13 protein-coding genes and 2 pseudogenes are annotated in these 20,068 nt (G+C 68.9%); 7 read left to right on the forward strand and 8 right to left on the reverse strand.

What is annotated here, in order from left to right; genetic code table 11:
- Nucleotides 1–460 precede the first annotated feature (460 nt).
- From ACSMXV_RS36475 to ACSMXV_RS36485, 3 genes and pseudogenes are all read left to right on the forward strand, one after another.
- On the forward strand, nt 461–1,504 hold the full coding sequence (locus ACSMXV_RS36475; protein WP_473175361.1) for a LacI family DNA-binding transcriptional regulator: 1,044 nt from the start codon (nt 461–463) through the stop codon (nt 1,502–1,504).
- Nucleotides 1,505–1,860: 356 nt separating this feature from the next.
- Nucleotides 1,861–2,862: a glycoside hydrolase family 43 protein gene (locus ACSMXV_RS36480; protein WP_473175362.1), complete on the forward strand. Its 1,002-nt coding sequence runs from the start codon at nt 1,861–1,863 to the stop codon at nt 2,860–2,862.
- 892 nt (nt 2,863–3,754) lie between these two features.
- Nucleotides 3,755–5,551: pseudogene (locus ACSMXV_RS36485) on the forward strand (RICIN domain-containing protein); the annotation flags it as partial.
- A gap of 544 nt (nt 5,552–6,095) precedes the next feature.
- On the opposite strand, the gene ACSMXV_RS36490 reads toward ACSMXV_RS36485, so the two are convergent.
- Together ACSMXV_RS36490 and ACSMXV_RS36495 are read right to left on the reverse strand one after the other, a co-directional pair.
- On the reverse strand, nt 6,096–7,139 hold the full coding sequence (locus tag ACSMXV_RS36490; protein WP_473175363.1) for an alcohol dehydrogenase catalytic domain-containing protein: 1,044 nt from the start codon (nt 7,137–7,139) through the stop codon (nt 6,096–6,098).
- A gap of 77 nt (nt 7,140–7,216) precedes the next feature.
- Complete coding sequence (locus ACSMXV_RS36495) at nt 7,217–8,113, reverse strand: fumarylacetoacetate hydrolase family protein (RefSeq protein ID WP_473175364.1); 897 nt, start codon at nt 8,111–8,113, stop codon at nt 7,217–7,219.
- A gap of 281 nt (nt 8,114–8,394) precedes the next feature.
- Between ACSMXV_RS36495 and ACSMXV_RS36500 the strand changes: the two genes are divergently transcribed.
- From ACSMXV_RS36500 to ACSMXV_RS36515, 4 genes are all read left to right on the forward strand, one after another.
- Complete coding sequence (locus ACSMXV_RS36500) at nt 8,395–8,610, forward strand: hypothetical protein (RefSeq protein ID WP_473175365.1); 216 nt, start codon at nt 8,395–8,397, stop codon at nt 8,608–8,610.
- A 50-nt stretch (nt 8,611–8,660) separates the two neighbouring features.
- Nucleotides 8,661–9,578, forward strand: a complete 918-nt coding sequence (locus tag ACSMXV_RS36505) for a VOC family protein (protein WP_473175366.1) — start codon at nt 8,661–8,663, stop codon at nt 9,576–9,578.
- Nucleotides 9,579–9,672: 94 nt separating this feature from the next.
- Nucleotides 9,673–10,569, forward strand: coding sequence for an ABC transporter substrate-binding protein (locus ACSMXV_RS36510; RefSeq protein WP_473175367.1), 897 nt, complete (start codon nt 9,673–9,675; stop codon nt 10,567–10,569).
- Between the two features lie 725 nt (nt 10,570–11,294).
- Nucleotides 11,295–12,098, forward strand: a complete 804-nt coding sequence (locus ACSMXV_RS36515) for a GntR family transcriptional regulator (RefSeq protein WP_473175368.1) — start codon at nt 11,295–11,297, stop codon at nt 12,096–12,098.
- A 362-nt stretch (nt 12,099–12,460) separates the two neighbouring features.
- Here ACSMXV_RS36515 and ACSMXV_RS36520 read toward each other — a convergent pair whose 3' ends face one another.
- From ACSMXV_RS36520 to ACSMXV_RS36545, 6 genes and pseudogenes are all read right to left on the reverse strand, one after another.
- Entirely contained in the window at nt 12,461–14,476 is a 2,016-nt protein-coding gene (locus ACSMXV_RS36520) for a beta-galactosidase (RefSeq protein WP_473175369.1), read from the reverse strand.
- A gap of 408 nt (nt 14,477–14,884) precedes the next feature.
- Nucleotides 14,885–15,802, reverse strand: a complete 918-nt coding sequence (locus ACSMXV_RS36525) for a carbohydrate ABC transporter permease (RefSeq protein ID WP_473179188.1) — start codon at nt 15,800–15,802, stop codon at nt 14,885–14,887.
- 8 nt (nt 15,803–15,810) lie between these two features.
- The gene (locus ACSMXV_RS36530) at nt 15,811–16,737 is read right to left on the reverse strand and encodes a carbohydrate ABC transporter permease (RefSeq protein WP_473175370.1); all 927 of its coding nucleotides are present in this window, start codon (nt 16,735–16,737) and stop codon (nt 15,811–15,813) included.
- On the reverse strand, nt 16,737–18,092 hold the full coding sequence (locus tag ACSMXV_RS36535; RefSeq protein ID WP_473175371.1) for an ABC transporter substrate-binding protein: 1,356 nt from the start codon (nt 18,090–18,092) through the stop codon (nt 16,737–16,739). Before ACSMXV_RS36535 ends, ACSMXV_RS36530 begins: the two co-directional genes overlap by 1 nt.
- A 333-nt stretch (nt 18,093–18,425) precedes the next feature.
- Nucleotides 18,426–19,553: a LacI family DNA-binding transcriptional regulator gene (locus ACSMXV_RS36540; RefSeq protein ID WP_473175372.1), complete on the reverse strand. Its 1,128-nt coding sequence runs from the start codon at nt 19,551–19,553 to the stop codon at nt 18,426–18,428.
- 153 nt (nt 19,554–19,706) lie between these two features.
- A pseudogene (locus ACSMXV_RS36545) lies at nt 19,707–20,060 on the reverse strand (extracellular solute-binding protein); the annotation flags it as partial.
- Nucleotides 20,061–20,068 lie beyond the last annotated feature (8 nt).

A 20,068-nucleotide genomic window follows, 5' to 3' on the forward strand; every position in this document is an offset into this window, starting at 1 on the left:
TCGTTCTCCAGCGTGGACCCCTTCGCCCACAACGAGTGGATCTACGGGCACGACTGGAGCGAGCAGGGCCAAACGCGATCGAACACCGACCGGCAAGCGCCAGGAACGTAAGACCCTCTGGGGGCCTCCTGTCAAGGCGGTCGTACGACGGGGCGCGTATGCGAGCTGCACCAAGACGACTGCGCGGAAGCCGGGGGCCGCGTTCCGCAGGGCTCCACATGGTCCGCTCCGGCGGCAACAAGTGACGCTTCGGAGGCGCGGATGCGCCCTGGTCAGAGGCAGTTTTGCGCCGCAGGCAGGGCGTCGCCTGACACCTGACTCCCGGCTTCTCCCCGAGGGCGCGAGATTGAAAGAAGCCGTGCGCACACCCTTGACGCGCGATCTCGGGCTGCGTAGACAATGACCGCGCGGTCATACAGTTGAGCTCGAAAGACTTCCGCCTTCGGCCAGAGGAGACTCCATGACACGAGTGGTAGGACAGAGTGGAAGCCCCTCTGCGCCGCGCAGCGCCGATGTCGCCCAACTGGCCGGCGTCTCACGCAAGACCGTGTCGAGAGTTTTCAACAACGAGCCCTACGTCTCCGACGACGTACGGCGACGCGTCATCGAAGCCGCCGAGGAACTCGGCTACCGGCTGAACAACGCGGCCCGGGCACTGGCTTCCGGACGGACACGTTCCATCGGTGTGGTCGCTCTGGGGACGGCCGGGTACGGAACCGCCTCACTGCTCGTGGCCATTGAGAAAGCCGTGCGGGACTCCGGTTACGCACTCCGAGTGGTCAACACACTGGACGGCGAACCGGACGATATCGCCGGCGCCGTGGACTCCCTCCTGGATCAGGGCGTGGACGGCATCATCGTCTCCGAGCCCATCGTCGAAGGAGAGGTGTCCGTCCGCGTCGACGTGCCCGTCCTCTTCCTCGGCGCACCACCGGCCTTCGGCGGCCCTCGAGCGGTGACCGCAGGGGTCGGCGCCGATCTTCTGGCGCGGGCCGCCACGGATCACCTGCTCGATCTGGGACACCAGACCGTCCACCACCTCGCCGGACCGCTGCGCTGGTACGCCGCCAGGGACCGTGTCGAGGGATGGCGAGCAGCACTGGCGGCACGCGACAGGCACCAACCGCCCCTCCTCGAAGGCGACTGGTCGGCCGCGTCCGGTTACGAAGCGGGCCGAAAGCTGGCCGCCGACCCCGAGGTGACCGCGGTCTTCGTCTCGGGCGACGACATGGCAATCGGCCTGATCCATGCCCTGACAGAAGCCGGTCGACGCGTGCCCGACGACGTCAGCGTCGTCGGCTTCGACGGCAACCCCGTCTTCGCCTACGTCACCCCACCCCTGACCACCGTGCGCCAGCCGTTCGACGCCGCAGCCCGAGACGGACTCAGGCTTCTCGTCCACGCCATCGAGAAGCCCGACACCCAACTGCCACCGGCGAGCGACCTACCGGTCGAACTCGTCGTCCGAGCCTCGACTGCACCCCCACCGTCCTCCCTCAGCTAGACGACGCACTTCATCATCACGTTCTCACCCATCGCCACGGTCACACGTCTGACGCAGCTACCCAACTGCGTCAGACCCTCCACGCAGGCGATCAATGACCACCCTCCGCAAGAGCAGCCGGCACATCCAGAAGAGCCATGCCACACGTCATGGGTTCGTCACTGGATCAGGGAGCGCTCGCCTCCCACATTTCCCCGAAAGGCTGAACTACCTTGCCAAGATCCCGACGTAGCTTCATCGCCGCCTCTGGCGCGGCCGCCACCGCAGCCGCCCTCGGCGCAGCGTCTCCATCGTCCGCATCGACTTCCGCCGACGGCGTGTCAACGACGTCTTCGAGCGCGGCTGACACCGATCTCATGCGGCTTCCCGACATGCCCCTGCACGACCCGTACATCCTCGCCGACAAGGAGACCCAGACCTACTACCTCTACACGGCCAACATCCGGTCGGTATCGGGCGTGTCCGGCCCCGGCACGATGGTCTACCGCAGCCAGAACCTGCGCGACTGGATGCGCCCCGTCATGGTCTTCCGGACCGCCGACCAGGAGGGACTCTGGGCGACCGACGGCGGATGGGCGCCGGAGGTGCACGAGTTCGGCGGCAAGTACTACCTGTTCGCCACCCTGCACAACCACAAAAAGCCGCTTCCAGTACCACCACCCAACCAGTGGGGCACGCCGTTTCCGATCGGGAACTACATGCGCGGGACGATCATCGCTGTTTCCGACTCGCTGCTGGGGCCCTTCACCGTCATCGACCCGTCACGCCCCACCACGCCCGAGAACCTCATGGCCCTCGACGGGACGCTCTACGTCGACGAGTCCGGGAAGCCCCACATGGTGTACGCGCACGAGTGGCTGCAGACCATCGACGGAACGATGGAAGCGATCCAGCTGGCTCCGGACCTGTCGAAGGCCGTCGGCGATCCGACCTACCTGTTCAAGGCATCGGACGCGTTCTGGCTCAGTGAGCAGATCCCCAGCGGGGTACCGCATCAGCTCCCGCCCTACGTCACCGACGGCCCGCAGCTGTACCGCAGCCCTGACAAATCCCTGATCATGCTGTGGTCGACGTACGAAAAGAACTCGGCCAACCCGGACGGCACCGTCGGCGGCTACTACGTGCAGACCTATGCCGTCTCGAAGTCCGGCGACATCAAGGGGCCGTGGAGTCAGCGCCGACCGCTGGTCCGGAACGACAGCGGTCACGGCATGCTGTTCCACACCTTCGACGGCCAGCTGATGATGGTCCTCCACCGCCCCTTCAACAACGCGCGCGGGAAGCTGTACGAGATGCAGCTTCTCGGCCACGAGCTTCGGGTGCTCCGCCAGCGTACCGATCTCGATGGCGGCGGGTGACGCCCCCTGTGTGACCGCTGGCTGTCGGTGGACGCGAACACCTGGCACCTCGCCGGCCCGCAGCGGTGGTTCGCCGCCCGGGACAGGCTCGGAGGCCGGCCCGCGGCCCTCGCGGCACGCGGCAGGCAGCAGCAGCCCGTACTCGAGGCGGCTTGGCCATCGGCCTGATCCGCGCGCCAGCGGAGGCCTTCCTGCTCGTGCTGGACGGTGTCGTTCGTGTCCTCGGCTTCGACGACAGCCCGTCTCCCCTGTGTGACTCATCGCCCAACCAAGGCGCGTCAGCCGTTCGACGCTGTGGCGCACGAGGAACTCCGGCTTCTGGCGCAGGCCATCGAGAAGCCGGACGGGAGCTGCAGTCGGCGAACGACCCGCCGGTCGAACTCGTCCTCGGTGCCTCGACCGCACCCCCGCGCCCCGGAGGACCCCCCGGGGCGCGGGCGGCGCGCGGCCTCCCGCTTACACGGCGGGGCGCACTGAGGTCCTCGGTCCGCGCACCGCGTACGCCGACCACGAGGCCCGGGCGCGGCACGAGCCGGCACCCGGACGTCTCGTCACCGCCGCGGACGTGCGGTACGACGAGTTCAGCAGCGGGCGCTGCCCGACTGGCTGGTGCCCACCGCGATCAGCGGCTGGCGCGAGCTGCCGGAGACCGTCACCGCGACGACCGGGACGGACCCCAGAGGGACACCGCGTCCATGTGATCCACAACTGGAGCCGGGAGCCGACCGGCGTCACCGCTCCGGGTCAGCTGTCCGGCGTCCTGGACGGCAGTTGCATCCCCGCAGGCACCGCGCTGGAGCTCGGCGCGTGGACGTGCGGGCTTTCATTCGTCACCGCAGATGCGCCGACGGCCCAGGACGAGGGTCGTCGGCATCCCAAAAAAGGAGAAGCTATGCACCGAAGAAAGCTGGGTAAAGCACTGGGAACCTTCATGGCAGCGTCTGCCATGCTGGCAGTACCGATGGCCAGTGCGCAGGCGTACAACCCAGCGGGCGGGATCCTGTACCAGCTCGGAAACGAGCCGTGCCTGAAAGGGCGAGGCAACTGCGCCATCTACGCGAAGTCAGCGCAGCTGCCGAGCGGGCGTCTCGTCGCGTCGTTCGAGAAGGCCACTGTCGTGGAGGAGACGGGAAGCGCCGACGGAGAGACTCTCCCGGTGTACAAGAGCGACGACTACGGATCGACGTGGCAGCCGCTGTCCGAGGTCAAGGCTCCGGCGTACCTCTCCCGCGATCCCCGCTACGCGAAGTACGTGAGCAACTGGGGGGCCCCGTACCTCTACGCGCTTCCGCAGGACGTCGGGAACCTGAAGAAGGGCACGCTGCTCCTCGCCAGCATCGTGACGGGCGACGACTACTACTACAAGGAGCACAAGGCAGCCGACCCGAACTGGACGCCGTCCAATGACGGTGACCGCAGCGACATGGCGATGGCCCTGTACTCCAGCACCGACGACGGCGTGACGTGGAAGGTCCTCAACATCATCGCCACAGGCGGCTGGCAGGGCGGCAGCGCGGGCGCGATCGGCAAGAACGTCGCGAGCGCGAACACGTACAAGCAGGTGGACCCCCTCTGGGAGCCGTACCTCATGGTCCACAACGGCCAGCTTGTCTGCTACTACTCGGATGAGAACGACTACCTCGGCTTCGACCCGGTCACCGGCGTGCCGATACTGGACCCCGAGAACGACACCGCCCCGGATTCGCACGGCCAGATCCTCGTCCACAAGACCTGGAACGGCCGCAGCCCGAAGTGGAGCGAGCCCGTCGTCGACGTCGCGGGCCTGACCCAGGACATGGGAGGCGGCAAGACGCAGATCGGAGGCGGCCGGCCGGGCATGACGAACGTCGTCCGGACGACGGACGGCAAGTGGCTCCTCCCTTACGAGTACTGGGGTGGCGGGGTCAACGTCAGGTACGTCATCGCCGACGACCCGCTGAAGTTCTACGAGGGCTCCGCGGGCCCCATCACCTCACTGCCGGTCGCCGCCGGCTCCCGCCCCGTTTCTCCCGGCGGCAGCCCGGTCATCATCAAGCTTCCCGACGGGCGCCTGGTGTACAACGCCGCTTGGAGCGGCAACGTCTGGGTCAACGAGAGCGGACGCAGCGACGGCGTGTGGAAGGAGTACCAGACGCCCCTGGGAGCCGGCTACACCCGCAACCTGCAGTACGTCGAGGGAACTGGCCGCATCTCGATCCTCCGGCACCAGGGCACATCGCAGATCGCTTACTCCGAGGTCGATCTCGGCCACTCGGAGGGCGCCTACTACCAGCTGGTGAACCGCAAGACCGGCCAGGTGATCGGCACCGGAGGCAAGACCAACGACGCGAACATCGGTAACGGAGACGTTCCTGACGTCCGTCTGGAGGACGCCGGCTCGGCGGCGAACAAGGACACCCAGTACTGGCATGTGGTGACCAAGCCGAAGGGCGGCGTGACTCTGCTGAACAAGTCGGGCGGCCGCGCGGCATCCATCTGGACAGGGAACGCGACGCCCGGCCAGAGGATCGGCCAGTGGGTCGACTTCGGCGCCGCAGGCAGCTGGAACGTCATCAAGACCGACGGCGGGTACTACAAGTTCCAGGCGATCAAGAACACCAACGTGTACTTGACCGGTGCGTCCCAAGGAGCGCCGCTGACCTTGCAGAATGCCGTCGAGGACGGCTCGCAGGAGTGGCGGCTCGTCCAGCAGGCTCCGACCTCCGAGAACCTGACGCGGGACAAGCGGTCGAGTCATCTGGTCGCGGGTAACCCGGCCGGGGAGCGGGCAACCGTCTCGCTCGACGCTGCGGCGTCAGATCCTGCCGGGACCGCCTTGCACGCGAACGCGACGGGCCACGCCTACGTGTTCGCAGCCGACGGGAGGGTCACAGATCTCGGTCTCGTCTCCTTCGACGAGGCCCAGAAGGGCAGCGTGACGCTTCCGGAGACGTTCGCGGTCGGGACGAGATTCAAGATCGCTGTGGTCTTCGACGACACACCGCTGATGTGGGATTCGGCTACCGTTCGGGCTACTGCCACGGAACGTTGATCTCAGGTGGGGTGAGCCGACGAGTCGGCTCACCCCACCTGAGCCGGTCGGCTACCGCCATCTCGGCTATCTCCAGACCAAGGCGCCGGGGCGGCGGGACCCGCAGCTGTGGTGGAGCCCCGGCGGGACAGCCCGTGGGGACGACTGTTCCGCATCGTCACCAAGGCTGTCCCACAGGGGACCGGCCGGGGGCCGGGTGCCGTTACGAGTCCCAGTCCTCGGGGCCCAGGGTGAGTGCCACGCGCCCGAGGCTGTTGTCGTCCTCCATGTAGCGGTGAGCGTCGGCGGCGCGGGCGATGGGGAACGTGCGGTCGACGACAGCACGGAATCCGTGCTCCACCTGCGTCCACAGTTCCTTCACCGCGGCCGGGTTGCCGGTGCGTACCCCGATGATGCGGTGGCAGTCGGAGTACACGCGCCGCAGATCGATGCCCACCTTGCCGCCGAGGAAGGCGCCGGAGGTGACCACGGTGCCGCCGCGGGCCAGGGAGTCGATGGTGGCGTCCCAGACGGCCGGGTCACCGAGGTTGTCGACGGCGATGTCGACACCGCGACCGCCGGTCGCCTCGCGTACTCGCTTCACGAATTCCGGTGCGTTGGTGTCGAGTACGAGGTCGGCTCCCGCGGCGGCCATGGCTGCGCGCTTTTCCGGCGAGCGGGAGGTCGAGATGATCTTCGCGCCCAGGTGCTGGGCGTAGGCGGCCGTGGTGGAGCCGAGCGCGGAGGCGGCGCCCTGGACGAGTACCCAGTGTCCGGGGCGGAGTCCTGCCTGGGTCATCTGGTTGGCGGCGACCGCGCCGACGAGTGCGAGCGAGGCGGCCATCGCGGCCGGAACGCCGTCGGGGACCTTGTGGACGTTGCGCGCCGGCACCGCGCAGTACTGCGCGTATGCGCCGGGGCGGTGGGTGCCTATCACGGTCAGACCGTCGCAGACTTCCTCGCGGCCTTCGGCGCAGTAGGTACAGGTGCCGCAGGCGACACCGGGCAGGACGGCCACGCGGTCGCCGACCTGGACGGTGTCCACGCCCTCTCCCAGTGCGGCGACGGTGCCGGCGTGGTCCGCGCCCAGGATGTGGGGCGGTTCGATGGTGGCGTAGGGGTGGTTGCCCGCGCGTGCCGTGAGGTCGAGCAGTCGGCCGATGCCGACCGCGGCGACCTGAACGAGGACCTCTCCGGGACCGGGGCGCGGTGTGTCCACCGTGGCCTGCTCCAGGACGTCGGGCGGTCCGAATCGGCGGAAGAGCATGGCTTGCATGGTTGCGGGAACCGGCAGTGCTTCGGACCAGCCGAGCTCAGAAAGCTCAGGAACGGTCGAAGTTTTGCTCATGACGCCACCACCGTGTTCTCCAGGCGTCCGATGTGCTCGATTTCGATGACTATTTCATCCCCGGCGGCCAGGAACTCCCCGCGCGGTACTCCGCAGCCGGCCGGTGTGCCGGTGAGGATGACGTCCCCGGGTTCCAGTCGGGTGATGCGGCTGGCCGCCGCGATCACCTCGGGGATCTTCACCATCATCTGTGCGGTGGAGGAGTCCTGCTTCAGCACGCCGTTGATGCTGAGTTGGATCTTCAGGTTCTGCGGGTCGGTGATCTGCCAGGCGGGCACCAGTCCGGGGCCGAGCGGGCAGAAGCCGTCCTGTCCCTTGTGGCTGACCCAGTCGTAGGTGAACGGCTCGGCGACCGGCCTGGCTGCCTTGAGCCGGTCGCGGGCCGAGATGTCGTTCGCCGCCAGGTAGCCGGCCACATGGTCCATGGCCTGCTCGGGCGCGAGGTTGCGGCCGCCACGGCCGATGACGACGGCCAGTTCGGCCTCCCAGTCGACGCGTGCACCCGGGTGGGCGGGCAGCGGCACCGGGTCGCCCGGTCCCGTCACGGTCGTCGTCGGCGGCTTGAGGAAGAAGAACGGGTCACCCAGCTCATCGGGGCGTTCGCAGCCCATCTCGGCGATGTGATCCCAGTAGTTGGCGCCCGCGCAGAGCACCTTGCCGGGATACGTCAGCGGCGGAGCGAGTCGGGCGCCCGCAACGGCGTCGGATGCTGCCGGCGTCCAGTCACGGAACATCGGCGCGAGCGACTCCCAACGGCCCAGCACCTCCATCAGTGTGAGGCCTTCTGTCCCGGGCGGTCCCTGGACCACGGTTTCGTCGGTGTACACACCGACGGCGACTTTTTCCGAGTCATCGACCCGGTACTGCACCAGCGACCATTCAAGCGGTGTCATGTTTTCCTCCGACAAGCGGCTCTCTGAAGCAGCAGAACCATAGTGCATACACATTGGTAGAGGAAGACCAGGCTTCGGGATACATAACGGTCAGTGGTGGGAGGCGGGCCTCATGGGCCGGACGTGGGTGGCGGGAGCGGCGCGGACGGCGGTGGACGGTCTGCTCGACGGCCTGCCCCGGCTGCGTACCATGGCCTCCCGCGCGGAGCGCAGTGAGCGCTATGTCCGGGCGGAGCAGGAACGGCAGCCGGACGCGTACGTGCGGCGCCGTCAGGAACACCGTGCCCTTCGCCGCGGTCGCGGCCGGGGAGCCGGGCCGGGCCGGGCGGCTGATCGCGCAGCATCTGGCCCGTACGGCGCACGAGGCCATCGAGGACCTGGCTCCCGGTCGCGTGGCCCGGTACGTCCGGGAGGCGACGGACATGATCTGCGGTCCCGGAATGGAAAAGGTTTCACCCGACACCTGGACGTCAAGCGGCGAAGGTGTACACACTTAGCTCGGGTGCCCGTGCGGGATGCGGGTTCACCAGAACCATGAGGAGTGCACATGTTGCGTGTCAGAGGTCTCCTGCACTACGGACTCCAGGTGCCGTCACTCGATACGGGCGCGGACTTCTACAGCGCGTTCGGGCTGGAGACGGCTGAGCGCGGCAACGCGGTGGTGATCCGTTGCGACGGTCGGGAGCAGGACCAGACGGTGCTGATGGAGGGGCCGGTCAAGCGGTTTCACCACGTGGCGTTCGCGGTGGAGCCGGACTCGCTGCCCGAGTGGCAGCGCCACCTGGAGGGCCTGGGCCTGAAGCTGCTGGACGCACCGGCCGAGGTGCCCGGCGGGCTGTGGTTCCGCGACCACGAGGGGAACCTGGTCAACCTCCGTGACGAGGGAATCCGTCCCTGGCGTGGATTCGGTACCACGGACGCCCAGGACGCCAACGTCGGCGACCGGGTCCGCCGGATCGACCAGGCCCGCTGGCGGAACGCGACAGAGGAGACCCGTCCCCAGCGTCTCGGACACATGCTGATCTTCAGCTCCGATGTGGCCGCCTCCGAGGCCTTCTACGGCCGCACGCTGGGGCTGCGCTTGTCGGACCGCATCATCGGCGGGCCCGTTTTCATGAACTCGGGGCCTGGCGACCACCATGTCTTCGGCTTTGTCCCCGGGGAACACCCGGGCCTGCACCACTCCAGCTGGATGGTGTCCGACATCGACCAGATCGCCAGGGGCGCGCAGACCATGGCCGCCGAGGGCTACACGAAGGGCTGGGGCCTGGGCCGCCACACCCTCGGCTCGAACCTCTTCCACTACATCCAGGACCCCTGGGGCAGCTGGATCGAGTACTCCAGCGACATGGACTGCATCACCGAGAACTGGCAGCCGAACGACTGGGACTGCCCGCCCGCCGTATGGAGCCCCGGGGAGCCGCCGGCCGACTTCATCACCAACCAGGAAGCAAAGCCCGCCTGACCGTCGTCACGTGGCCGCCGAACGGCCGCCCCCAGCCGACGCACACCCCTGCCTTCTGAACGCAAAGGAACCATCCCATGCAAGGGAGTCCGCCATGCTTCCCGCGCTGAGCTCGCTCCGCCCGCCCGGCGAGCCCGTCCGGCAGCTGACCGTGGGTGTCTTCCCCGGCGCCGGCAACGTGCATCTCTACCACGCCATCGACTCCGGGCTCTTCCAGCAGGCCGGGCTGGAGGTGAACCTCGTGCAGGTCGTCTCCTCCGACCAGCAGATGTCCGGCTGGAACGATGACGACTACGACATCATGCACACCTCTCCCGACCACCTGCTGCGTGGGCTGCTGAAGCGGGATCCGGTGGCCGTCCGGGCCGACGGCATGGGCGAACTGGCTGTTCACCGGCGTCCCGGAGCGCCGCTGCCGACGGACCGGTGGGCGGTCGACAACGCGCGGAGCGCCTTCGCGTTCGTGCTGCGCGCCGTGCTCGCCGACGTGGCCGACTGGCCGGTGACCGACGACCAGCTCGTCCCGGTGGGGGGTACCTTGCAGAGGTTCCAGGCCCTGCCGACGGACGCCGTGGACGGGACCACACTCCACCCGCCGTTCGACGTCCTCGCCGCCGAGCAGGGCTTCCCGCGCGTAGGCGGCCACCTTCAGGTCGCACCCGACCTCATCACCAACGTGGTGGTCACCCCGCGCGAGACCGCCACCGCGTGGCACACCCGCGCGTACGCCGAGGTCTGCCGTATGAGCACCGAGGAACTGCTGTCCTCCGGCGCACCGGGCATCGAGGCGGCTCTGCTGCGGCACGGTCTGCCCGAGGCCGCTGTCCGGGCCGCTGTCCCCGGCCTCCTCGGGCCCGCCGGCCTGTCGACCGCTCCCGAGGTGACCCTGCGCGGCATCGAGGCGGTGGCCGGCCTGCGCCGCCGCTTCGATCCGGACTGGCAGCCCGCCTGCCCGCTCACGTCCCTGATCTGTCCCGGTCAGGGACGCTGAAGCAAGCCGTCGCGGAGGCGGAAGTCCCGCCCGCCGGAGATCGTGGCGGTGCGGCCGAAGACGCTCGTCTCGCTGGGGCCGGTCGAGCCTCCGATGCACCTTGCCGCGAGCCGTGCCGCAGCTGGCGAGTACGCCAAGGAACTGCGTGCCCTACAGGACAGGCACGCGGCCCCGCTGACAGCCGTCCTGGAGCACTGCGCTCACGACGGCTCAATGATGCCGCTCGCGCAGTCTCCCTGGCCATCGCCTCGTCGGCGATGACCGGCATGCGCGCTGCCCCGGTGACGGGGGAGGGACCGCAGGCGAGGCCTTCGGCTCGATGGCCGAGCGGCTCAGGGCGCCGCCCCGCCACAGCTGCTTCCACCTGGAGCTGGCGCCGCCACAACGGCCCGGCCGGCTGGTCCAGCCGAGGCGGCCGAGGGCGCGACTGTGCAGTGCGCGAATGCGTGCTGGGCATGCTGGAACCCACGCGCCCGCGTTCTCGAGCGATGAAGCACAGGGACCTTGTCCGGGTCGGCGACAGGGCCCCTGCTCCTGCCTGATGACCTGGGACTGTCGCAGGGCGCCTTCGCCGTACTCGTCCTCGCCGGGGACCCGACCCGCCGACTCAGGTGAATACAGTGACATGCTGTCTGAACTTGGCCGCGAACCCGTAGGCGAGCCATCACTGTGCAGTTGGGAGGGGCTCCCGTATCGGCTGCATACACACTGGGTAGACTCCGGGCGTGAGCAGGAGCAGGAACAAGTCGTCCGGGGACCAGTGGCCGGCCGACATCGGCAGCGAGGGGCAGGCGCAGTCCGTGTCGCCGGGCGAAAGCCCCGCAGCCGCCGCGGGCGGTCGCCGCCTTGCTCTCGATGTCCACGGGCGGCTGCGGAACATGATCCTCAGCGGTGAGCTGCCTCCGGGGTCGGTGCTGCTCCAGGCCGAAATGGCCCGGAAGCTGGGCGTCAGCCGCACGCCCATGCGGGAGGCGTTCCGGCTGCTCCAGGAAGAGGGGCTCATCGACGCGCGGCCCGACCAGCGAGCCCGGGTGCGGGCGGTGGACCCCGAGGACCTGGACGCTGTCTACGGGGCTCGCATCATGCTCGAAACGCTCGCTGTCAGCATGACGGCCAGGTCGCTCACGGCTGCGGACCTCGAGCGCATGAGCGACGTCCTGAAGCGGATGCAGGAGCTGGCGGGGGACGACCGGCCGGACGAGTGGCAGGCCGCGCACAGGGAGTTCCACCGCATCGCCACCCGGGCGGTGGGGCCGCATCTGCAGCGCATGCTCGCGTCGCTCGGCGAGCACAGCGATCGTTACATCCGCCTGGCTCAGCTGGGCGTGCCCAGCTCATGGGGCCGGGCACACGCAGATCACGAAGCGCTCCTGGAGGCACTGCGCCTGAGCGACCCGGCCGAAGCGGCACGCTTGATCGCCCGCCATCTGGCGCGCACCGCTCTGAGCGTGCTCGCGGACGTCGCCCCGGAGTACGAACCCGCGGCAACTCGGACAGCGCTCGGGATCGCGGGCAACGGTCAGTCCTGACGCCGGTCCGCCCGGCTGCTGTTGCCTCTCGCAGCGGGACTTGCCGCATGGGCGCGTACATGCCGCCCATTCGACGACGAGGGTCGAAGCCTCGTGTACGACGCGGTCGTGCCGGTCAACAGCGAGGCGACCCTGCGCCTTCCGCCCGCCTCCGCGGATTCGGTACGTGAGGGACGTACTCCGTCGGCACGGGTGGTCGGGGTGCGTTTCCTCAGCCACGCGGACGGGTGTCCTCGTGCGGGCTGCCGTCCGGCCGCTGCCGCTTGAGCGCCCGAGCGCGCTGATCAACGCTCCGGCACAGCGCAGGTGACCGGGCCGCGTACCTGGTGTGGTGCCGCGGTCCGGTCACTTCGGCAGACGGGTCAGCGTGGCTCGCGGACGACGGCGACGCCTCCCGGTGGGACGGTGACGGTACCGGTGATCGGTGTGCCGGTGAGGAGTTCGACGCCTTCGGCGGGTGCTTCGGCTCCCTTTCCGGCGTGGTCGATGAGGAACAGGTAGTCGGCCTCCGTGCCGCGGCGCCGGACGACCTCGATCCCCGCGGGCGCCTCATGTTCCGGTGTGACGCCCGCCTCGTGGCGAATGCGGTGGAGCAGGGCGGCGAGAGTGTCCTGGTCGGGGTGGGTGGCCACATACCAGGCGGTTCCGCTGCCGTGCTGGTGTCGGGTGACGGCGGGGTGGCCGGCCAGCGGGCCGTCGGCGTAGGAGGCGACGGCCCGCGCGCCGGTGAGCCGGATCCGTTCCGACCACAGGTCGGCCGTGGCGGCGGGAAGCGCGTCGCCGGTCAGGCCGGTCGTCTCTCCTGGCAGCAGGGGGAAGAGCTCGTCGGTGACCACGCCGAGGAGATCGCGGAACGCGCCGGGGTAGCCGCCCAGGTACACGTGGCAGTTGGCGTCGACCATGCCGCTGTGGAAGCCGACGGCCAGTGTGCCCCCATGTTCGGTGTACCCGGCGAGGTTCGCCGCGGCTGCCTCCGTCACCAGGTACAGCGACGGCACGAGGACTAGTTTGTAGCGTTCGAGCTCGGGGTCATCGGGGCGTATGAAGTCGACGGCGACCCCCGCCCGCCACAGAGGTGTGTACCAGTCACGCACCAGGTCCTGGTAGCGCAGCTCGCTGCTGGGCTGGGCGGGCAGTTCCAGTGCCCACCGGGCGTCCCAGTCCCACACGATCGCCACCTCCGCCGTGCTGGTGGAACCCTGCACCTCGGCCAACGCCCGCAGGTCCGCGCCCAGTTGGACGACGTCCCGCCAGGTCTGGCTCTCGGTGCCGGCATGCGGGAGCATCGCCGAGTGCCACTGCTCGGCGCCCGCCTTGGCCGCACGCCACTGGAAGAACGCGATGCCGTCGGCGCCATGGGCCACGTGCGCGAGTGCGTTGCGGCGCATTTCCCCGGGCCGCTTGGCGCGGTTGACGGGCTGCCAGTTGACGGCGCCGGTCGAGTGCTCCATGAGGAACCACGGGCCGCCCGCGAGCGAGCGCATCAGGTCGCCGTTGAGGGCGATGTCGATTTCGGCTTCCGGGTCGTCGGACATCAGGTAATGGTCGTTGGAGAGGATGTCCAACTCCGGTGCCCAGCGCCAGTAGTCGAGGGCGTCGATGGTGCGCAGGACCAGGAAGTTGGTGGTCGCGGGGGTGTCCGGAGCCGCCCGGAGCAGTACATCGCGTTCGGCGGTGCACAGGGAGAGCAGTTCGTCGGAACAGAACCGGCGCCAGTCCAGCTGGTGGGTGGGATTGGGGACGGCGCTGGTGGCGCGGGGCGGGAGGATCTGGTCCCACGAGTAGTACCACTGGCTCCAGAAGGTAGTGCCCCAGGCGTGGTTGAGGGCGTCCAGATCGTCGCCGTAACGGGCGCGCAGCCAGGTCCGGAAGGCGGCGGCGCTGGTGTCGCAGTAGCAGGCGTCGTTGTGGCAGCCGTACTCGTTGTGGATGTGCCACATGGCGACGGCCGGGTGGGCGGCGTAGCGCTCGGCGATGACTTCGGCGATGCGCAGCGCTGCTCGGCGGTAGGCGGGGCTGGACGGGCAGAACGTCTGACGGCTGCCGTACGACAGTGTGCGGCCGTCCCGGTCGACCGGCAGTGCCTCCGGGTACGCCTGGAAGAACCATGCGGGTGGGGCGGCGGTGGGGGTGGCCAGGTCGGCGGCGATGCCGTTGTCGTGGAGCAGATCGAGGATCCGGTCCATGCGGGCGAAGTCGTGTACGCCCTCGGACGGTTCGAGCAGCGCCCACGAGAAGATGCCGACGCTGACCATGGTCACCCCGGCCTCGCGCATCAGGCGCATGTCCTCGGCCCAGACCTCCTCGGGCCATTGCTCGGGGTTGTAGTCGCCTCCGAAGGCGATGCCGGGAAGACGAAGGCGGCGGGCGGTACTCACTGGTGGTGCTCCGGGAGGTGTAGGGGAGGGGTGGCGTGTGGGTGTCAGCCCTTGTTGGCGCCCAGGGTGAGGCCGCTGACGAACTGGCGCTGGAGTATGAAGTAGTGGAAGCTCTGCGACGACGCGCGGCCGAGGCAGTCCGCGTGAGCCCGTTGTGAGTGAGGGACAGACAGCTGAGGCTGGGGTGAGCTGCCGCGCCGGCTCACCCCAGGCCACGGATCAGCGTTCGGTGGCAGCGGCACGCACGGTGACCGCGTCCCACATCAGTGGTTGGATCAGCTCCATGAGGGTGGCGACACGGACGGGCTGCCGGCTCCGGTTGTGGACGACGCGGACGCGCCGCCGAACAGGACGCGGGCGGGCAGGTCCGCCATAAAGAAGCCTCCAGAAGAACGAGTGATGAGTGGCCTACTGCTTGACGCTTCCGGTGGCCAGGCCGCTCTGCCAGTACCGCTGGAGCATGAGGAAGGCCACGACGAGGGGAAGGATCGAGATCAGGGAGCCGGTCACGACGAGCGCGAGCATGTCGCTGCTGGCGCCCGCCCCGCCGTTCTGCGCCTGGGCGGCCCAGGACGAGAGGCCGACGGTGATCGGGTACAGGTCCGGGTCGTTGAGCATGATCAGCGGCAGGAAGTAGTTGTTCCAGGTCGCCACGAGCGTGAACAGCAGGACCGTCACCAGACCGGGGGCCAGCAGCCTGAGCACGATCCGGAAGAAGATCCGGGCCTCCCCTGCCCCGTCGATGCGGGCGGCCTCGAGGAGGCTGTCCGGGACCGCGTCGGCCGCGTAGACACGCATGAGGTAGAGGCCGAAGGGGTTGACGAGGGAGGGCAGGATGATCGCCCACGGGGTGTTGACCAGACCGACCTTGGCGAACAGGAGGTAGGTCGGGATCGCCAGGGCGGTGGCCGGGACCATGATGGCGCCGAGTACGAGGTTGAAGGCGGCCCGGTCGCCGCGGAAGCGGAACTTGGCGAAGCCGTAGCCGGCGGCGGCCGCGATCATCGCGGCGCCGACTGCGCTGACGACGGCGTACAGCGTCGTGTTGAGCAGCCAGTGCACGAAGACCCCGTCGTCCTGGGTGAAGGTCTCCTTGATGTTCGTCAGCAGCTGCGGGGCGTGGGAGAACCACAGGCCGAAGCTGTTGAACAGGTCCTGGGTGCTCTTGGTCGAGGCGACCAGCAGCCAGAACAGCGGGAGGAGGAAGTAGGCCAGGGCCGCCAGCATGGCGATCGTCAGCGGGGTGCTGCGGCGGGGGGATGCGGACCGGCGCCGTTTCGGTGCGGTGGGGGCCGGGCCGGCCGGCGCGACCGTGGCCTTCTGCATGGTTGTCGTCACTTTTCCCCCCTTCGGTTCGCGGTGAGCAGCACGGCGTAGGAGGCAATGACGATCACCAGGCCGAGGAGGAAGGACACCGTGGCCGCGTAGTTGACCTGCTGGCCGGTGAAGGCGAGGGAGTAGGCGTAGAGGTTGGCGGTGTAGGAGCTGCTGATGACGTCCGGGGCGATCTTCATCAGCAGGCTCGGTTCGTTGAACAGCTGGAAGCTGCCGATCACGGAGAACAGCAGGGTGAGCAGGAGTGCCGGACGGAGTGCGGGCAGCTTGACGGACCAGGCGGTCCGCCAGGCCCCGGCGCCGTCCATCGCGGCCGCCTCGTACAGCTCCTGGGGGATGGTGCGCAGGGCGGCGTAAAGGATGATCATGTTGTAGCCGACGAACTCCCAGGTGACGATGTTCGCCAGGCTGCCGAGCATCCAGCTCTCGCTGAGGAAGGCCGGGGCTGGTAGGTCCAGATTCCGGCTCAGCTGGGCGAACGGGCCGAAGTCAGGGCCGTACAGGTAGCCCCACATGAGCGCGGCGACCACGCTCGGGACGGCGTACGGCACGAAGATGCCCAGACGGATCACGCGCGCCAGCCGCAGCAGGCCGCTGTCCAGGGCGAGTGCGAAGAGCAGGGCCAGGAGCAGCATCAGCGGCACCTGGATCACGAAGAACAGGGCCACGCGTCCGACGCCGTGGAGGAGTTGTGGGTCCTTGAGGGCGGTGACGTAGTTGTCCAGGCCGACGAAGACCGTGCCGCCGATGAGCTGTTCCTGGAAGAGGCTGAGGTAGGCGGCGTAGCCGAGCGGGGCGAGGAACAGTAGGAGGAAGAGGATCAGGAACGGGGCTACGAACAGGGGTCCTGCCGAGCCGGACCGGCGCCGCGGCGCCGGTCGAGCTCGGCGCGGCTTCCTGGCGTAGGCCGCGGTCGTGGCGGCCATCAGGCCCCCTTGACCGTGAAGCCCTGCTTCTTGGCGTACGCCGTGAGCCGGGACTGCCACGTGCCGAGTGCGGCGACGGTGTCGGACTTGTCGGCGAGGGACTTGCCGACGGTCTCGGTCCAGTCGGTCGCCGCCTGGTCGAGGAACGGCGGCCACTGGAACGAGGTCGAGACCGTGTCGCTGATGTCGGCGAAGATCTGGTTGACTTTCTGGCCGCCGTAGAACTCGGACGCGCTGCCGGTGACACTCGGGTCCGCGAGCAGGGCCTTGGTCGCCGGGAAGAAGAACTGCTTGGTGGCGAACATCTTGGCGCTGGCCGGGTCGCTGTTGAGGAACTGGGCGAACTGTGCTGCCGCGATCTTGTTCTTGGTGGCCGCGGTGACCGCGGTCGCGGAGCCGCCCCAGTTGCCCGAGACCGGCTTGGCGGCATCCCACTGCGGGAGCGGCGCCGCCCGCCATTTGCCCGAGGTGGACTTGGCCGAGCCGGACAGGAAGGACGGGCCCCAGGCCGCGGTGAGCCAGGTGGCGTACTTGCCCTTGTTGAATCCGGCGTACCAGGGGTCGGCGAAGTCCGGGTCGGTGCTGATGACGCCTTCCTTCGCGAGCCCGCCCCAGTACTCGGCAAGCTTCTTGGAGACCGCGTCGTCGACGCTGATGGAGAGATCGCTCTTGCCCGAGGTCGCATACGGCTTGGCGCCCGCCTGCCACAGCAGGCCGTGCCAGGCGGCGGGTTCGTTCGCCGCGAGGTTGGTCAGATAGACGTCCGGGTCGGCCTTGTGGAGCTTGCGTGCGGCAGTCGCGAACTCGTCCCAGGTCTCGGGCACTTGGATGCCGTGCTTGTCGAAGATGTCCTTGCGGTAGAGCATCCCCATGGGGCCGGTGTCCTGGGGGATCGCCCAGATTTCGCCGCCGGGTCCGCTGACCTGTCCCCACGTCCAGTCGACGAACTGGTCCTTCAGCGCCGTGGCGCCGTACGGGGCGAGGTTCAGCAGGCTGCCCGTGATGGTGAAGGTGGGGATCGCCTGGTACTCGATCTGCACCATGTCCGGTGCGCCGGTTCCGGCCTTCAGTGCGGTGCGCAGCTTGGTGTAGTGGGCGACGCCCTGGCCGGCGTTGACGACCTTGACCTTGATCGCGGGGTACTTCTTCTCGAAGAGCGCGATCTCCTGCTGGATGTCCGGGACCCAGGTCCAGAACGTCAGCTCGGTGGGCGTCTTCATCGCCTTGTCGATGTCGGCCTGGCTGACCGGCTCGGCGGAGGAGGAACCGCCGGAGTCGCTGTCGCCGCTGCACGCGGTGAGTGCGGCGCCGAGGGACACCGCGCCGGTCGCGGCGAGGAACCGCCGACGGCTCATGGAGGACGTGGGAACAAAGGATCTGGGCATGGTGAACTCCCGCTGAAGGGCAGACGAATGGGCAGAGTGACGGAGCGCCTGGCGAGGGCGCTTCGCATGGGTGGGAAGGGAGAGGTGTGTGGGGGAGGGGTGACGTGGGGTGATGCGCGGACGTCGCTACCAGGGCATCGGGGTCGCCATGTTCGGGTCTGCGTCGCGCGGGGTGCGGCCGGCACGCGCGTTGCGTGCCGTACAGCTGAAGGCCACGGTCGTGGAGAGTTGTTGTGGGGCGGTGAGCGCGGGCGGCTCACCGCCCGGCCATGGGCGGGTGCCGTTCGGGCCGATGAGCGCTGATCAGCCGGTGGTGGGCGGTCCGTCCCCGGCCGGGGGTAAGCGTGCCGAGCCGCTCGAGCGGAAGGCCGTGCGTCGCCCGCGTGCCGGGGCCTTCCGGGTCGGCGGGGGTGCGGTCGAGCCGCGGACGACGAGTTCGACCGGTGGTTCGCTCGCCGGCGGCAGGTCGTTCTCCGGTTCCTCGATGGCGTGCACGAGCAGCCTGATTCCTTCCCGTGCCGCGGCGTCGAAGGGCTGACGCACGGTGGTCAGAGGAGGGGTGACGTAGGCGAAGACGGGATTGCCGTCGAAACCCACGACGCTGATGTCCTCCGGCACCCGGCGGCCGGCTTCCCGCAGGGCATGGATCAGGCCGATGGCCATTTCGTCGCCCGCTGCGAACACGGCGGTCACGGAGCTGTCCGCAGCCAGTTCGCGGCCTGCCGCGTAGCCGGAGGCGGGTGACCAGTCCCCCTCGACCACCGGGGGTTCGTGCGCGCCCCGTGCCGCCAGTGCCGCCCGCCAGCCGGCGAGACGATCCTTGGAGGCGTACCACCGCCCGGGACCGGCGAGGTGATGAACGGTCGTGTGTCCCAGATCCAGCAGGTGATCGGTGGCCGCCCGCGCTAGTGCGTGGGCGCCTACACCGACCGTCAGGGTCCGGGCAGAGATGAAGGCCGGAGGTGCACCCAGGAAGAGGACCGGCACGTCGACTTTCAGGGAGACTTCTCCTTCCACGATGGGTTCGGAGACGACAATGCCGTCAACTCCCTGTTCGAGGAGGGACGTAGCGGCGCCGGCGATGCCTTCCGAGTGGCCGTCCGCCGTGTTGACCACCCGCAGTGTGTAGCCGGCGTCCCGTGCGGCCTTCTCGATGCCCACGAGGAGCGAGGCGGTTCCGTACCCGGCCGTCCCCAGAGCGACGACACCGATGGAACGGCTCCGCCCCAAGGCCAGAGCCCTGGCCGCGTGGTTCAGCCGGTACCCGAGTTCCTCGGCGGCTTCGAGGACGCGTCGGCGGACCCCGTCGGAGACGTACGGCTCGTTGTTGAGGACCCTCGACACGGTCTTGCGCGAGACCCCGGCCACACGGGCCACGTCCTCGCTGCGCGGGGCGGACGCCCCCTCGCCCTGCCCCACCACTCGTGCCATGGGAACTCCTGTCGGCCGCATGCCTGCATCAGACGAAGTCAGCTGTATGACCGCGCGGTCAATGACCGCGCGGTCATATCTACGCAGCCGGAGAGGCACGCGTCAAGGGTCCGCACAGCGCCACTCTCCTCCTGTGGGAATCTTCCGCGCGGATCAGACCGATGACCAAGCCGCCTCGCGTACGGACGGCCGCTGCCTGCCGCGTGCCGCGAGGGCCGCGCACCGGGGGTCGAGCCTGTCCCAGGCGGCGAACCACCGCTGCGGGCCCACGAGGTAGACCAGGCCGTCCTTCTTCATCTGCTGGCACAGGGCGACCAACTGGTGCCAGGTGGTGGGGATTTCGCAGCCGTACTTCTGGAAGACGCTCTTGCGGTAGAAGACCGCCCACGGGTACGTGGTCAGCGGCACGAAGCAGGAGTTGCCCTCCTCGCCCTTGCTGAGCTTCTTCATCGCATCGGGGAAGTTGCCCTCGATCTTCTCCCGCACGTCGTCGATCGGGCTGGCGACCGCGGAGA

Source organism: Streptomyces sp. DSM 42067 (genome assembly GCF_055792885.1).